The sequence below is a fragment of the Thalassospira sp. SM2505 genome, assembly GCF_054901115.1.
Window position 1 is genome coordinate 3962026 of sequence record NZ_CM142731.1, and the last position, 14904, is coordinate 3976929.

Annotated in this window: 15 protein-coding genes; 8 read left to right on the top strand and 7 right to left on the bottom strand. The window is 54.0% G+C overall.

Annotated features, from left to right (window positions below; genetic code table 11):
• Nucleotides 1-17: 17 nt before the first annotated feature.
• On the bottom strand, nucleotides 18-968 hold the full coding sequence (locus ACTU44_RS18620) for an aldo/keto reductase (RefSeq protein ID WP_114099056.1): 951 nt from the start codon (nucleotides 966-968) through the stop codon (nucleotides 18-20).
• A gap of 218 nt (nucleotides 969-1186) precedes the next feature.
• On the opposite strand from ACTU44_RS18620, the gene ACTU44_RS18625 reads away from it, so the two are divergent.
• Nucleotides 1187-1561, top strand: coding sequence for a MerR family transcriptional regulator (locus ACTU44_RS18625; protein ID WP_114098981.1), 375 nt, complete (start codon nucleotides 1187-1189; stop codon nucleotides 1559-1561).
• On the top strand, nucleotides 1558-1950 hold the full coding sequence (locus ACTU44_RS18630; protein ID WP_114098980.1) for a carboxymuconolactone decarboxylase family protein: 393 nt from the start codon (nucleotides 1558-1560) through the stop codon (nucleotides 1948-1950). The genes ACTU44_RS18625 and ACTU44_RS18630 overlap by 4 nt, the downstream gene beginning before the upstream one ends.
• Before the next feature lie 74 nt (nucleotides 1951-2024).
• Here the strand turns inward: ACTU44_RS18630 and cysS are convergent, their stop codons facing one another.
• From cysS to ACTU44_RS18655, 5 genes are all read right to left on the bottom strand, one after another.
• Nucleotides 2025-3401: a cysteine--tRNA ligase gene (gene cysS, locus ACTU44_RS18635; RefSeq protein WP_114098979.1), complete on the bottom strand. Its 1377-nt coding sequence runs from the start codon at nucleotides 3399-3401 to the stop codon at nucleotides 2025-2027.
• Nucleotides 3402-3470: 69 nt separating this feature from the next.
• A complete protein-coding gene (gene gltX / locus ACTU44_RS18640) occupies nucleotides 3471-4823 on the bottom strand; it encodes a glutamate--tRNA ligase (RefSeq protein ID WP_114099055.1) in 1353 nt (450 codons plus the stop codon).
• 14 nt (nucleotides 4824-4837) lie between these two features.
• A complete protein-coding gene (locus ACTU44_RS18645; RefSeq protein ID WP_114098978.1) occupies nucleotides 4838-6514 on the bottom strand; it encodes an NAD+ synthase in 1677 nt (558 codons plus the stop codon).
• 100 nt (nucleotides 6515-6614) lie between these two features.
• Nucleotides 6615-7100, bottom strand: a complete 486-nt coding sequence (locus ACTU44_RS18650) for a hypothetical protein (protein ID WP_114098977.1) — start codon at nucleotides 7098-7100, stop codon at nucleotides 6615-6617.
• Nucleotides 7101-7392: 292 nt separating this feature from the next.
• Nucleotides 7393-8778, bottom strand: coding sequence for a class II 3-deoxy-7-phosphoheptulonate synthase (locus ACTU44_RS18655; protein WP_114098976.1), 1386 nt, complete (start codon nucleotides 8776-8778; stop codon nucleotides 7393-7395).
• Between the two features lie 369 nt (nucleotides 8779-9147).
• On the opposite strand from ACTU44_RS18655, the gene ACTU44_RS18660 reads away from it, so the two are divergent.
• The 3 genes from ACTU44_RS18660 to ACTU44_RS18670 all read left to right on the top strand — a co-directional run bounded on the left by ACTU44_RS18660 (nucleotide 9148) and on the right by ACTU44_RS18670 (nucleotide 11294).
• A complete protein-coding gene (locus tag ACTU44_RS18660; RefSeq protein ID WP_114099054.1) occupies nucleotides 9148-9891 on the top strand; it encodes a sulfite exporter TauE/SafE family protein in 744 nt (247 codons plus the stop codon).
• 105 nt (nucleotides 9892-9996) lie between these two features.
• The gene (locus tag ACTU44_RS18665; protein ID WP_147252018.1) at nucleotides 9997-10641 is read left to right on the top strand and encodes a hypothetical protein; all 645 of its coding nucleotides are present in this window, start codon (nucleotides 9997-9999) and stop codon (nucleotides 10639-10641) included.
• Nucleotides 10642-10721: 80 nt separating this feature from the next.
• On the top strand, nucleotides 10722-11294 hold the full coding sequence (locus ACTU44_RS18670) for an IMPACT family protein (RefSeq protein ID WP_114098974.1): 573 nt from the start codon (nucleotides 10722-10724) through the stop codon (nucleotides 11292-11294).
• Nucleotides 11295-11297: 3 nt separating this feature from the next.
• Here the strand turns inward: ACTU44_RS18670 and gntR are convergent, their stop codons facing one another.
• Complete coding sequence (gene gntR, locus ACTU44_RS18675; protein ID WP_114098973.1) at nucleotides 11298-12323, bottom strand: HTH-type transcriptional regulator GntR; 1026 nt, start codon at nucleotides 12321-12323, stop codon at nucleotides 11298-11300.
• Nucleotides 12324-12489: 166 nt separating this feature from the next.
• On the opposite strand from gntR, the gene ACTU44_RS18680 reads away from it, so the two are divergent.
• From ACTU44_RS18680 to ACTU44_RS18690, 3 genes are all read left to right on the top strand, one after another.
• A complete protein-coding gene (locus ACTU44_RS18680) occupies nucleotides 12490-13089 on the top strand; it encodes a gluconokinase (RefSeq protein ID WP_114098972.1) in 600 nt (199 codons plus the stop codon).
• The gene (locus tag ACTU44_RS18685; protein WP_181850327.1) at nucleotides 13086-14114 is read left to right on the top strand and encodes a TRAP transporter substrate-binding protein; all 1029 of its coding nucleotides are present in this window, start codon (nucleotides 13086-13088) and stop codon (nucleotides 14112-14114) included. The genes ACTU44_RS18680 and ACTU44_RS18685 overlap by 4 nt, the downstream gene beginning before the upstream one ends.
• A gap of 157 nt (nucleotides 14115-14271) precedes the next feature.
• Complete coding sequence (locus ACTU44_RS18690) at nucleotides 14272-14877, top strand: TRAP transporter small permease subunit (protein ID WP_114098971.1); 606 nt, start codon at nucleotides 14272-14274, stop codon at nucleotides 14875-14877.
• Nucleotides 14878-14904 lie beyond the last annotated feature (27 nt).

The window sequence follows — 14904 nt, forward strand, 5'->3', positions numbered from 1 at the left end:
ACCCCCACATCCGTTTCCTAAACCAGAACGCCAATGACAGCGGCAATCTGTTCGCGCATCTTGTCATCGGGAAGTACGCCGGTCGCTGCACGCATGTTTTCGGCAGCATGGGCCGGATTGGTTGTCGCCGGGATCGGACAGGTCACCGACGGATGAGCAATCAGATATTTCAAGATCAGCTGCGCCCAGCTTTCCGCTTTGAGGTCGGCGGCAAATTCCGGCAAGGGTTCGCCTTCCAGCTGCTGGGTCAGGCTGCCACCACGGAACGGCCGGTTTACAATCACGGCAATCCCGCGATCATAGGCCAGTGGCAGCAAATATTCCTCGACCTTGCGGTCTACCGGATTATAGGTCACCTGAACAAAATCAAGCCGCTCGTTTTTCATCAAAGCAATCATGTCATCGGTACGACGCCCGTGCGAGGTCGTAATACCGACATATCGCAACCGGCCTTCATCCTTCATCCGGAACAAAAGCGGCAGATTTTCATTGATCCCGACCAGATTATGCACCTGCAAAAGATCAAAATTCCTTGTATGCCAGCGTTCTGCCGTCTCGGCGATCTGCCCGGCACCATCCCCCGACGTCCAAACCTTGTCGGTCGAAAAAACCCGGTCATGCGCCCCAAGTTTATCAAGGCAATACCCTATGACTTCCTGAGCCGATCCATACATCGGCGAACTGTCAATCATCCGGCCACCTGCATTGAAAAACGCCGAAACCACGCTCGCACACTGATCCCGCAACACCATGTCATTGCCGACATTGAACGTGATCCAGCTTCCCAGACCGACGGCAGGTATTTTTTCACCCGTCGATGCAACGGTTTTACGGATGACGTCGGGCACCGTTGCCGACGACGCCGCACGCGCCAGCCTCGGGACAGTCTGCCCGATTGATGCAGACATGCCTGCAAGTCCAAGCGCACCCGCACCCTTGATAAAATTCCGACGGTCGATTTCAGACATGGAAGACACTGCCTTGCTGTTGCATCCAACCCGTTTGAACTGATGATCCAACATGAATTGGGCAGAAATCTGCCCATGCGCAACCTTTGGTATATGCACCCGATCACAGTTTTCCCACCCCTCATGAAAATCGGTCAAAGAATAATGCTTGACCTAGAATGCACTCCAGCACCTAGCCTTGTTCAGGATTGAATGACCTCAACACAAAGGTGACCGTCATGATGATTGGCGAAGTGGCAGAGAAAAGCGGTTTTTCTGTCCACACCCTGCGGTATTACGAAAAGATCGGCCTGCTACCCCTCTCACATCGTGATCCGGGTGGGCGACGTTCCTATGATGATGATGTCTTGCGCTGGCTTGAATTTCTGGGTCGGCTCAAGGATCTCGGCATGCCGATCCGTGACCGGGTTTTATATGCCCGCCTCCGGGCCGAGGGAGACAGCACAATCGAGGCCCGCCGCAACCTGCTTCAGACCTATCGCGATGAACTGGCCATTCGCGTTGCCAGCCTGACCGAAACGCTTGAAGTTCTCGATGCCAAAATCGCCGGTTATGACACGATGGTTCGCCCCCTTCACGGAGCCCCGAAATGACAGACAAAACCTCCGCCCTTGATGCCGGTCGCGACATAGTGGCCAAGCTCAACCCGCCGCTCGAAGGACAACTGGCCGAGGCCTATGACGAACTTGTGCCTGATTTTGCCGAAACACTGGTGGAATGGGCCTATGGCCGTCATTACGCTCGCCCGGGACTTGATCTGAAAACCCGGCAGCTCTGCACGATTGCCGCCCTGACCGTATTGGGCGGGCAAACCGCCCCACAGCTTAAGGTCAATATTCGCCATACACTTTCCGCAGGCGCATCGCGCACCGAAATCATCGAGGCGATCTGGCAGATGGCGGTTTATGGCGGGCTTCCCGCCGCGATCAATGGCCTGAACGCGGCAAAGGAACTGTTTACCGAACTTGACGCGGCCGCCTGACTTTGCCCCCCCCGCCAACGCAAAAGGCCGCAGTAAAACTGCGGCCTTTTATCATTTCACAGGCGGATTAAGCCTTAAACGCGTTTCCAGCTAGTACCTTCCTTGAAGTCTTCAAGGATGATGCCGCGCGCCAGAAGATCGTCACGGATCTTATCGGCGGTTGCGAAATCCTTGTTCTTCTTGGCTTCTGCGCGCTGGGCAATCAGGCCATCAATCTCGGCAGCCTCATCTTCATCGGCTGATCCGGTAAACCAGGCTTCGGGGTCAGCTTCAAGAATGCCCAGAAGCTTGGCCGCAGCAAGGATTTCACCTTTGGCCTCGGCACGCTCGAATTTCTTTTCCGCCTTGTTGAATTTGGTCACAAGGTTATGGAACTCAGAAATCGCAAGCGGCGTGTTCAGGTCATCACACAGTGCTTCAAGTACCGCGCGCGGCACCGGCATATTTTCCGGGGTCACGTCGGAACTCTGACGAAGGGCTGTATAGAACCGGTCAAGCGCCTCTTTGGCCTGACGCAGGTTTTCTTCCGTCCAGTTGATCGGCTGATGGTAATGCGTTCCCATCATCGCCAAACGGATCGCTTCGCCCGGCCATTTTTCCAAAAGCTCATGCACGGTGACAAAGTTGCCAAGCGACTTGGACATCTTTTCACCTTCGACCATCAGATGGCCGTTATGCATCCAGTATTTGGCGTAGCTCGACCCCTTGTTCGCGCAGCAGCTTTGCGCCAGTTCGTTTTCATGATGCGGGAACACCAGATCCGAACCACCGCCATGAATGTCGAAATTCTCGCCAAGATAACGGGTCGACATGGCCGAGCATTCAATATGCCAGCCCGGACGACCACGGCCCCACGGGCTGTCCCAGCCGGGGATATCGTCATCTGACGGTTTCCAAAGAACAAAGTCCGCCGGGTCCTGTTTATAAGGGGCGACTTCAACGCGCGCACCGGCGATCATTTCCTTGCGGTCACGACGCGACAGCTTGCCATATTCGTCGAACTTGCTGACCGAAAACAGAACGTGGCCTTCGGCGGCATAGGCAAAGCCCTGCGCGATCAGGCTTTCGCACATCGCAATCATCTCGGCGATATGTTCGGTCGCGCGCGGCTCGATATCGGGTTTGGCGGCATTGAGCGCACCCATGTCATCCAGATATGCCTTGTGCGTGCGCTTGGTGATTTCGGAAATCGGCTCGCCGCTTTCCTTGGCTCGCGCATTGATCTTGTCGTCAACGTCGGTGACGTTCCGGACATAGGTGACTTTGGGATAGATGTGGCGAAGAACACGCACCAGCGTATCAAACACCACAACAGGCCGCGCATTGCCGACATGGGCATAGTCATAAACGGTCGGTCCGCAGACATAAAGGCGGACATGTTCCGGATCGATCGGCTCAAACACCTGCTTTTCGCGGGTGAGCGTGTCATAAATGCGAAGGGTCTTGTTCATTATCATTTTGTCCGTTTGGCTGTGTTTGCGGTTAAGTGCAGGCAAGTTTCCGGCGATCAAAGCAGATGCTTAGACCGCCTTCCCACACAACCGCGCACGCGCCTTTTCAGACCCGATCAGAACCAGCATTGCCGACATTTCCGGGCCATGTTCGCGGGCTGTCAGCGCCTTGCGAAGCGGCATGAAAAGCTGTTTGCCCTTGCGACCGGTCGCATCTTTCAATGCGGTGGTCCAGGATTTCCAGCTGGTGGCATCAAGTTCACCTTCGGGCAGCATTTCTGCAGCCTGTTTGACGAAATCGACATCCTCGGCATCGATTTCCGGGATCACGGTCTGATGGATGACATCCCACCATTCCAGCGCCTCGGCGACGCGCCAGCAATTACCACGCACCGCATTCCAGAACATTTCATTGGCATCAGCCATACCCGCAGCAACCAGTTTCGGTCGGGCGGTTTCAAATGACATGTCATGAATGACTTTTTCATTCAGGCTTGCCAGCTCGGCCGGATCGAATTTCGGCGTTGAACGGCCATAATGATCCAGGTCGAATTTCTCAAGAACCTGGGCCAGGCTTGCCGGTTCGATTTTATCCGACGCACCAAGACCGGTCAGCAGACCAACCAGTGCTTCGACCTCGAACCCGTCATTGCGCAACTCGCGCAGCGAAAGGCTGCCCAGACGTTTGGAAAGCTGCGAGCCACCCGGTCCCGCCAAAAGCGGCATATGGGCAAATTCAAGCGCACCGGGCTTACCGCCCATCGCCAGATACAGCAAAATCTGTGACACGGTGTTGGTCACATGGTCCTCGCCGCGGATGATATGGGTCACCCCCATTTCAAGGTCATCAACCACCGAGCCCAACATATAAAGCAGCGAGCCGTCTTCACGGATCAGAACCGGGTCCGATACATGTTCCGTATCAAACGAGCATAGGCCGCGTGTCAGATCATCCCACTCGACCAGACCATCGGTCAAAAGGAAGCGCCAGTGCGGTTTGCGGCCTTCGGCCTCAAGTGCGGCGATTTCGTCATCTGAAAGGGTCAATGCCTTGCGGTCATAGATGAAGGGCTGGTGACGCTGGCGGGCCGCCTTGCGTTTCCAGTTCAGTTCACCTTCGGTCTCGTAGCACGGATACAGCAATTCACGCTTTTTAAGGTCCGCAATGGCGGCGTCATATTTGTCCTGACGGAGCGACTGGCGCTCTTCACGGTCCCAGTCAAGGCCAAGCCATTCAAGATCTTCGCGGATGGCATCGACATATTCGTCTTTCGAGCGTTCCGGGTCGGTATCGTCAAAGCGCAGGATGAATTTCCCACCTGATTTCCGGGCATAGAGCCAGTTCATCAGTGCCACACGGGCGTTACCGACGTGAAGAAGCCCGGTCGGGCTGGGGGCAAATCGCAGTACAGGTTTTGTCATTTCAAACTTTTCAATCACGTAACAAGGTTCGTGAAACCATTGGTAATCGGATAGCGACGGTCACGGCCAAAGGCACGCGGGGTGATCTTGACCCCCGGGGGCGCCTGACGGCGTTTGTATTCGGCCCGATCCAGCAAACGCCAAACCCGGCGCACTGTTGCCTCGTCGTGACCACTATCCACGATATCGCGAACAGACCGCTCACCTTCAATCATCTGATGAAGAATATCATCAAGGACGTCATAAGGCGGCAGACTATCTTCGTCTTTTTGATCCGGGCGGAGCTCGGCCGATGGCGGTTTGGTAATGATCCGTTCCGGGATCACCATGCCATTGGGGCCCATCGCGCCAGAAGGTTTGTGTTCATTGCGCCAGTGGCACAATGCAAACACGGTCGTCTTGTAAAGGTCTTTCAGAACCGAATAGCCACCACACATGTCGCCATAAAGCGTTGCATAGCCGACCGACATTTCCGACTTGTTGCCGGTGGTCAGCACCATGTGGCCAAACTTGTTTGAAATCCCCATCAGGATGATCCCGCGTGAACGGGCCTGAATGTTTTCTTCGGTAATATCGGCATCACGACCTTCAAAGGTAGGCGCCAGCATCTGTTCAAACGCGGCCATTGCCGGACCGATATTGATGCTTTCGATCCCGGTTTTGAGCATGCCTGCGCAAATCTCGGCATCTTCAAGACTTTCGCGTGACGTATAGGGCGATGGCATCATCACCAGACGCACACGATCCGCCCCCAATGCATCCACCGCCACAGCAGCCGAAAGCGCACTATCAATCCCGCCAGACATGCCGATCACGACACCGGGGAAATGGTTCTTGTTCACATAGTCGCGCAGGCCCAGAACAAGGGCCTGATAAATCGCATCAAGACCCGTCGGGTATTCGGCCTTGGGCGCGTCATCGGCACAGCGCCACTTGCCGTTGTCACCCTTGGTCCAGTTCGTGACAACCACATCTTCAGCAAAGGCCGGAAGTGCCACCGCAAGCGATCCGTCACCATTGAGCCCAAACGACCCGCCATCAAAGACCAACTCGTCCTGACCGCCAACCTCGTTGCAATAAATCATCGGGGTCCTGGATTCAGACACGCGATCTTCGATCAGATTGCGACGCAGCCCGCCCTTGTCGGCCTCAAACGGTGAACCGTTGGGAACAAGGAAAATCTCGGCGCCAGCGCGGGAAAGATGGGTAACAACATTTGGCGTCCAGACATCTTCACAGATCGGCACACCAAGTTTCACTCCGCGGAATGAAATCGGTTCCGGCATCGGTCCGGCACTAAAGACGCGCTTTTCATCAAACACGCCATAGTTGGGCAAATCCTGCTTGGCGCGCACATCAACGATCTTGCCCTGATCAATCAGAAGCACCGCGTTATGGCGCAGGCCATCAATTTCCCACGGCGTGGTCAGCAATAATGCCGGACCATCAGCACGTTTGGCCGTCTCTTCGCAAATGCTGGTCACTGCTTCATGCAGATGGCGCATGAAGGCGGGCTTCATCACCAGATCTTCTGGCGGATAGCCCGACAGGACCAGTTCGGAATAAAGGACAATGTCCGCGCCCCTGTCGGCCGCAGTTTCCCAGGCAGCCACAACCTTGTCCCGGTTTCCGGCGACGTCACCGACAATCGGGTTCAGTTGGGCAATCGCAATGGCAAGATTCTTTGTCATGATGTTGGAATAGGAGCCGCCTTACGCGCTGTCAATTGCGGAATGGGCAATGCTGCATTCCACAAGTATTTTTCACGTAAAAATCCGACCGCTTCGCCCGTTACAGAGCAAGTGCCGCGTCGATTTCATCCTGACTCATGGTTTTGGCCGATCCATGGATGATCCCGCTGGCCACATCCATGAACTTTTGCAGCGATACCGTGATCGCATGGGCTGTTTCACGCAAGAGCTCCTCATTACCCTCGGCAATGATCATTTCAAGCTGGGTGATGGCGTGGCGGACAATCGTATTAAGGTGATTGATCGTTTCTTCAAACGGTTGACGGAATCGGGCCGGCACATGGTCATAGGCCTCAATCGCCAGTTCACGATCGGAAAATGCGCTGTCACGAAAATGGTCCTGATAGCTTTTCGGGGCCCATTCCTTACAGTCCTCGATCATGTCGGGCATGTCGGGCACCATTTCGAGAAGCATCACGATCTCGTTGAAATGGTTGAGATAGTCAGTCGCCAATAGCGTGGTCGAGGAAATGTTGGTTCCCTCTACTTTCTTCTGCCATTCGGTGAAATCAGCTTCATCCACCATACGCGTTGCGACCTCTTGAATTCTATTCCTGTGCAGGAATGCCCTGTAATTGTTTATACTTAAGAATATTTCATCCCCTTTGGTAGAGGTTTTTTTTACATCAGTGCGCCTTGATTGCGAGACAAAACATCCCAAAGCAGCCTTCAAGGTAAGGAAATTCTGATATTCCGCGCACTCCGTAACGTTTTTACCTCTCAACAGTCGATCTGCTTTCCGCCGAAATAAAACAAGGCGCCCGGTTTCCCGGACGCCTTGTTTGCAAGAATGCAGCCTTCCAATCCCGAGAGGATAATCAGGCAGAAGCCGCCAGCTGTTCTGCGCGAACAGTGTCACGTTCTTTCTTGATCATCTCGGCGATCAGGAAGGCAAGCTCAAGAGCCTGTCCGCCATTCAGGCGCGGGTCACAATGGGTGTGGTAACGATCCGAAAGCGCATCTTCGGTCACTTCGCGTGCACCACCGATGCATTCGGTTACGTCGGTTCCGGTCATTTCGAAATGAACGCCACCGGCATGGGTGCCTTCGGCCTTGTGAACGTCAAAGAAGTTTTTAACCTCGGACAGGATCGAGTCAAACGGACGGGTTTTATAGCCGTTGGTTGCCTTGACCGTGTTGCCATGCATCGGATCGCAGGACCAGACGACCTTGCGGCCTTCGGCCTTAACGCGTTTGACCAGACGCGGCAGGTTATCAAAGACCTTGTCAGCGCCCATACGCGCAATCAGGGTCAGACGACCGGCTTCGTTCTGCGGGTTCAGACGGTCGATCAGACGGATCAGATCATCTTCATCCATGGTCGGGCCACATTTCATGCCGATCGGGTTTTTGACCCCGCGCATGAATTCAACATGGGCACCGTCAAGGTTACGGGTACGATCCCCGATCCACAGCATATGCGCCGAGCAATCATAATATTCGCCCGTCAGGCTGTCCTGACGGGTCAGGGCCTGTTCATAGCCCAGAAGAAGGGCTTCGTGCGAGGTGTAGAAATCGGTTTCACGCAGCTGCGGAGCACTGTCAGCCGTGATGCCGCAGGCCTGCATGAAGGCAACAGCCTCGTCGATCTGCGTGGTCAGCTTGCTGTAGCGCTCGCCTGCCGGGCTGCCATCAACAAATGACAGGTTCCAGCGATGGATTTTGGTCAGATCGGCAAAACCGCCCTGGGCAAAGGCACGCAGCAGGTTGAGCGTCGCCGCCGACTGGTTATAGGCGCGGATCTGACGCTGCGGGTCCGGAATACGGGCTTCTTCGGTGAATTCGATGCCATTGACCACGTCACCGCGATAGCTTGGCAGTTCAACACCATTGATGGTTTCGGTATCAGCCGAACGCGGCTTGGCAAACTGGCCCGCCATGCGACCGACCTTGACCACCGGGCAGGATGCCCCAAAGGTCAGGACAACTGCCATCTGCAGCATCACCTTGAAGGTGTCGCGAATGTTGTTCGGGTGAAATTCCTTGAAGCTTTCGGCACAGTCACCGCCCTGCAGCAGGAAGGCATTGCCTTCTGCGACTTCACCAAGCTTCTCTTTAAGCGCGCGCGCCTCGCCAGCAAATACCAAAGGAGGATAGCTGCCGAGCTCTTGCTCTACGGCCTCGAGGGCCTGTGCATCAGGATAAGTCGGCACCTGCTTGATCGGCAGGTTGCGCCAGCTATCAATGCTCCAGCTCTTGCTCATTTGCTTCCTCTCAATCCGGCATGTTCATCATCATGCCGCCATTATAACACAAATCCAGTTTTCCGGCAGATTTCCGCCCTGTGCCCCGGTCCTTGAACCGGGTCAAACTTGATACGGGTTTTGCACACGCATTTCCACCCCTTCTAGACTTAAGGACGATAAAAACCCGCAATTTTTTGCCAAGCCACCCAAAAATCACGCAAAATTCCACTCATAACCACTTAATTATGAAAGGCAGTCAGGTGATTACCAAATCATCATACCAGACAAGTGGGGGCGAATCCGGTTCTTCGCAATTGTCAGACCATTTGCGCAATTCGCCAAATGCGGGCAAACTGCGCGCGCGTCACCACCTGTCTGCGGATCCCCATGACCATTGAAACAATTGTCGTTATTGCCTGCGCCTATTTTGTTGCGGCCTTTGTAAAGGGCGCTACGGGTCTCGGGTTTTCAACATCGGCCCTGCCGATCCTTGCCCTTGGTTTGGGGCTTAAGGCCGGCATGCCGCTTGTGATCATTCCGTCCCTTGTCAGTAACTCGATCGTCATGGCGCAAGCGGGGCATTTTCGCGAAACCGTCAACCGGTTCTGGCCGATGTTTCTGGCCACCATTCCGGGCCTTCTGATTGGACTTGCCGTTCTTGAAATGGTCGACAGCATTCTTGCAGGTGCGGTTCTGGGGCTGGTTTTGATGAATTACGGGGCAATCACGCTGTTTCGCCATGGCAAACCGATCTCGGACAAGGTTGCCCGTCGTCTGGCACCGATTTCGGGTTTTTCGACCGGACTGGTCAATGGCATTACCGGATCACAGGTGATGCCGGTTCTGCCCTTTCTGCTTTCGATGCGGCTTGATCCCAAACGCTTTATCCAGGCCATCAATATCTCGTTCAGTCTTTCAAGCATCGTCATGGCGTTTGGTCTGTGGCGCATGGGGATGATGACACTTGAAACGGTCTGGATTTCCCTTGCCGGACTGGTCCCGGTCTATATCGGCACCAAGCTTGGCGCAGCGGTGCGCAACCGCCTGGATGCAGAAACCTTCCGCAAGGTTGTCCTGATCATGCTGATTATCTTCGGGGTTATCCTGATCGGGAAGTTTGTCACGACCTAAGCGGCCCAAGGAAAAACACCGAAAAGTTGTATTCAGACGAAACTCCGTCGCCTATAAATGCGTGAGATAGTTATTATAAATCACGACCTTATGGAAACCGGAACGATGATCCGCCCGCTGACCAAGGCATTTGCCGCCCTTTGTTTTTGCCTGTTCCTTGTTGCCCCGCATCCGGCAGATGCTCAGAACAAGCAATCCTTTGAGAATTTCACGTCCAATTTGCGGATCATGCACCTTAGTACGCTGACGTTCTGCGATGAAAATCGCAACATCATGTCGGCCAAGGCATTGGCCGGTGCAACAAGGGAAAACGACGTTTTCGAGATGGCATGTGCGAGCGCCCTTGACGGTCGTTATATCGGCAACAGCAACTGGAAATTCGTCCATCGCGCGCAAGAGCGGACAGAATCGACCTCAAACATGCTGGCGATGATGAAGGGTTTCAACCTTGATGGTAAGCTGTTCTTCATGGTGGTTGGACATCGCAAGATCAAACAGTTCATCGGGCAACCGAACGAACACGCCTTTTACGTGCCAGTTGCCTCAATACTGCAAGAATCCGGATCACGGATGAATGTGGTTTTCGATTTCGTTGATACACAGGCAATGGACTGGAACACGCCATCACCACAGGAGCCGGATTTCAGCATAGCCAGCAAGGAACTCGGCATTGACCTGAATACGGTATGGCGCGCAATGATCAAAACCCAGTTTGCCGAGGGTGTCCTGCTGATCCCGGCCACCCGTTAAGTGCCGACAACTAATCTTCGCCCTGATCCCTTCATGCTGAAGACTGGTGATCAGGGGCGGAGTTTGATATCAACCCGTCCATGAAAACCATCGCCCGTCCCGCCTTTGCCGAAACCGAAGAAAAGAAATCCCGTTTTCTTGCAGAACTCGTCTTTTATGATGATCTGGCAAAGCGGATTAATGAATTGCGCGCCCTTCACCCCAAGGCTAATCATCACGTCAATGCCTATCGCTATCTCAATGACGAAGGTCAACTGATCGAACATGGCAAGGATGACGGCGAACCATCCGGCACATCTGGCATCCCGTGTCTTAAGGTTCTTCAGGGGCGGGATCTGATCAATGTGGCCGTAATTGTGACACGCTATTTCGGGGGCACCAAGCTGGGTACGGGCGGGTTGGTGCGCGCCTATAGCGGGGCGGCGAATGCCGCCTGCGATGTTGCCGAGATTATTGAATATATCCCGCAAGGCGAAGCTGAGATTTTTGCCGGATTTTCAGATGCCGGAACATTGGAGCAAGCCTGCGCACAGGATGGTATTACCATCCTAGATCGCCAGTTCGATACCACGGGCACCAGAATCAAAATTGCAGGCCCGCGCGAAACGCTTGCTGAACTTGCCGGGAAATTTCCGCTACCGCCGGAAGAATAACGCCTATTTATTGCGTGATGTGCTTTCGCGCTGCTGAAGCTCGAAACCAAGATCAACGATCTTTTGGTCCGTTGCTTCACCATCCAGTTCGGCCTTGATCATCTCGACGGCGCGCTTGCCAATTGCGTATCGATCGGTGTGGATCGAGGTCAGCGAAGGATGACTTGCCGCCATCATTTCCAGATCGTTAAAACCGATAATGCCCATGTCGTCCGGCACACAAATTCCAGCTTTCTGGCAGCCAAACAGCGCGCCAAGCGCCATGTCATCGTTGTTGCAGAACACGGCATCAAGATCGGAACGACGCGCAATCAATTGTTCTATGAGCTCCGCACCAAGCGATACGCTGGAAGACACCGTCGTTGTCATGATCAGATCAGGGTCATAGAGGCCACCCGACTGAAGGGCATCCTTGAACCCTTCGAGACGACTGTGGGATCTGGGATCCATACGTGCCCCAAGGAAGCCGATACGCTTGTATCCCATTTGCACCAGATGCCGACCGGCTGCCCGACCACCTTCGAAATGCGAAAATCCCACCATCATATCAATGGGATCATCACCGATATCCATGACCTGAACCACCGGACATCCGGCATTCTGCAAAAGTTCACGTGCGGCATCCGTCTGATCCTTGCCTGCAACAATCATCGCAGAAGGCCCCTGCCCGAGGAAAGTCCGGATCAGGCGTTCTTCATCGGCGGCCACATAACGCGAGTTCCCCAACTGGACCTGAAACGGGCCCTGTTCAAGTTCGTCGTATATGGCGCGCAGGGTATCGGCAAACACGTTGTTGGTCAGAGATGGGACAATGACGCCAACAATGTTGGAGCGAGTCGATGCCAGTGCACTCGCATGGCTGTGCGGCACATAATTGAGCTTGTTCACGGCGTTATTAATCTTCCGGCGCAGGTAGTCAGACACCTTTGATGGATCGCGCAATGCACGTGAAACTGTAATCGTACTGACGCCCGCCTTGTCGGCCACATCAGCAATCGTTGGCCGCCCGGCCCCTTTGCGTTTTCTCATAGCATTAGATTTATTACGTCTTTTCGATATCGACAAGTGCCTTGTAAATTAGGCTGTTGACTCAATGTTAGCGCTAACATTATGTTAGCGCTAACATTATAAATCACAGGGCGAAACCACGATCAAAGGACCGCCCTGATAACAATAGTCGGGTGGAAATATCTTGGTGTATCGACAGACACAGTATGTCGTGGTTATGGGAGTTTCAGGTTCGGGAAAGACCGAAATCGCCCGCCGTGTTGCGGAGGAAACCAATAACCTGTGGCTGGATGCAGACGACCATCATCCGTCAAATAATGTCGAACATATGCGGCGCGGCCAGCCATTGAATGACGAAATGCGCTGGCCCTGGCTTGAAGCGGTTAGCAGCGCTGCACGGGCGACCGCAAAACAAAACGAACAGGCTGGCGCATCACGCACTATCTTCATTGCCTGCTCGGCACTTAAACGCAGTTACCGCGAAGTTCTGAGCCGGAACTTGCAGCCGGTAACATTTGTATTTCTGGACGGCACACGTGACGTGATCAAAACACGACTGGAACGTCGCGTCGGACATTTCATGCCTTCCGCTCTCTTGGACAGTCAGCTTGCAGATCTCGAACCGCCGGGGCCGGATGAGAACTGTGTGACTGTCTTAGTCGATGCCCCGATCGACGCTGTCGTTTCGACAGTTATTTCCAAACTGCCAAACTGCGAAAACGGCAGTTCTTCCATTGTCAAAGAAAACACCTCCGGAAAACCGGTATGCCAGGGAGAAGACAGATGACCAAGACACTGAAATCGCTCGTAGGAGCAACATTTATTGCCAGCCTGATTGCTGCGGCACCGATGGCCGCCAACGCACAGGATTACAGCCTTAAGTTCCAGTCCAGCGACGCCGCTGGCGTTCCAAACTTCGTTCTTGAACAGGAATGGGCAAAGCGCGTCAGCGACATGACAGGTGGCCGTGTTGTCATCGAAATGCTGCCAGTCAACTCGATCGTCGAACATGCCGAAACTCAGGATGCGATCAGCGCCGGAATTATTGACGGCCATATCACCGATACCAGCTATTTCACCGGTAAGGATCCTGCATTCGGTCTGATTGCCAACCCGGTCGGCGCATGGTCTGCCCCGTCGGAAATGCTGCGCTTTGTTGAATATGGTGGCGGCAAAGAGCTGATGAACAGCCTTGTCGAGCCATATGGCCTTCATTTCATCGGTGCAGTGACCCCGGGCCTCGAAGCCTTTGTTTCTGCGGTTCCGCTTGATGGTGTTGCAGACCTCAAGGGCCTGAAAATGCGTGCCCCGGAAGGCATGGTACAGCAGGTCTTTGCCGCTGCCGGTGCCGCCCCGGTCAACATTCCGCAGTCTGAAGTGTTCACCTCGCTTGATAAAAAAGTGATCGAAGCAGCGGACGCCACCGTGTTCTCGACCAACCAGGCCATGGGTCTGCATGATGTTGCAAAACATCCGGTCTATCCGGGCTTCCATTCCATGCCGATGCTCGAAGTTTCGATCAACAAGGCAAAATGGGATTCCATGCCTGACGACATCAAGGCCATTCTGGAAATGTCTGTCCGTGATCTTGCTCATGACATGGACGCACGTCTTGCCATGAAAGACATGGAAGCAGTTGCGAAGGCCCGTTCAGATGGCGGCGTCACCATTCATAACTGGTCGGCTGAAGAACGCGCCAAGTTCCGCCAGATTGCCACCAGCCAGTGGGAAAAGGTTGCTGCACGTTCCGAAAACGCACAGCGGGTTTATGATACCCTTGTCAAATATCTTACCGCACAAGGTATGATCTAAGTCAGGTGACATAAATGGATCACCGGCAGTGATGCCCAAACATCACTGCCGGTAACCACCTGAATACAATCCGGCTGCCCCCGTTATAAGAGACGATAGCGGGAAGCAAACCTCCCTGTGCCGGATTGTATTCTCCGCATTGCAAGGATTGCTGACTATGGCTACCAGTCCCATAGATCCACCTCATGAAGATATCCCTCCTGCGATTGATCAGGATGCGGCAACCGATGACGTTCCCGCCGTTTCAGGCCGACTTGGTCACATCGTAAACAAGTTAAGTCCGATTTTTGCATTCGGATTTTTGCTGGCGATGGGGGTTTTGATTTTTGAAATCTTCATGCGTCATGTGTTTAACGATCCGACCCTTTGGGCGCATGAAACAACAACGTTTTTGTCTGCTGTCGGGTTTGTTTTTGGCGGGCTTTATTGCGCGTCACGCGACAAACATATCCGTGTCGTGATGCTTTATGACTTTGCCGGACCAAAGCTGCGCAAAGCGCTTGATGTCGGCATCTCGGTTGTCTGCATGATCGCGTCGGGCTTTTTTGCATGGGCCGCCTGGCTCATGGTCAAGCGTGCCACCATTACGCCGTCCGGTGACATTCATCTGGAAACAACCGGAAGCGCATTCAACGCGCCTTATCCCGGCCTGTTGAAAGTATTCCTGCTTCTGACCCTGATCCTTCTGATGGTCCAGTTCTTCTGGCAAGCCATCAACTATATGCGTAATACGCCGGTCACCGGGTCGGATCAGACCAAATAGATGCCCCTTTCATTTTGATGCACCGAC

Excerpts from the sequence above, each read along its gene's own strand:
- ACTU44_RS18620 (WP_114099056.1), bottom strand. The coding sequence starts at position 968 with ATGTCTGAAATCGACCGTCGGAATTTTATCAAGGGTGCGGGTGCGCTT.
- ACTU44_RS18670 (WP_114098974.1), top strand. The coding sequence starts at position 10,722 with ATGAAAACCATCGCCCGTCCCGCCTTTGCCGAAACCGAAGAAAAGAAA.
- ACTU44_RS18650 (WP_114098977.1), bottom strand. The coding sequence starts at position 7,100 with ATGGTGGATGAAGCTGATTTCACCGAATGGCAGAAGAAAGTAGAGGGA.
- ACTU44_RS18630 (WP_114098980.1), top strand. The coding sequence starts at position 1,558 with ATGACAGACAAAACCTCCGCCCTTGATGCCGGTCGCGACATAGTGGCC.
- ACTU44_RS18660 (WP_114099054.1), top strand. The coding sequence starts at position 9,148 with ATGACCATTGAAACAATTGTCGTTATTGCCTGCGCCTATTTTGTTGCG.
- ACTU44_RS18685 (WP_181850327.1), top strand. The coding sequence starts at position 13,086 with ATGACCAAGACACTGAAATCGCTCGTAGGAGCAACATTTATTGCCAGC.
- gltX (WP_114099055.1), bottom strand. The coding sequence starts at position 4,823 with ATGACAAAACCTGTACTGCGATTTGCCCCCAGCCCGACCGGGCTTCTT.
- ACTU44_RS18690 (WP_114098971.1), top strand. The coding sequence starts at position 14,272 with ATGGCTACCAGTCCCATAGATCCACCTCATGAAGATATCCCTCCTGCG.
- gntR (WP_114098973.1), bottom strand. The coding sequence starts at position 12,323 with ATGAGAAAACGCAAAGGGGCCGGGCGGCCAACGATTGCTGATGTGGCC.
- ACTU44_RS18645 (WP_114098978.1), bottom strand. The coding sequence starts at position 6,514 with ATGACAAAGAATCTTGCCATTGCGATTGCCCAACTGAACCCGATTGTC.
- ACTU44_RS18655 (WP_114098976.1), bottom strand. The coding sequence starts at position 8,778 with ATGAGCAAGAGCTGGAGCATTGATAGCTGGCGCAACCTGCCGATCAAG.
- ACTU44_RS18665 (WP_147252018.1), top strand. The coding sequence starts at position 9,997 with ATGATCCGCCCGCTGACCAAGGCATTTGCCGCCCTTTGTTTTTGCCTG.
- cysS (WP_114098979.1), bottom strand. The coding sequence starts at position 3,401 with ATGAACAAGACCCTTCGCATTTATGACACGCTCACCCGCGAAAAGCAG.
- ACTU44_RS18625 (WP_114098981.1), top strand. The coding sequence starts at position 1,187 with ATGATGATTGGCGAAGTGGCAGAGAAAAGCGGTTTTTCTGTCCACACC.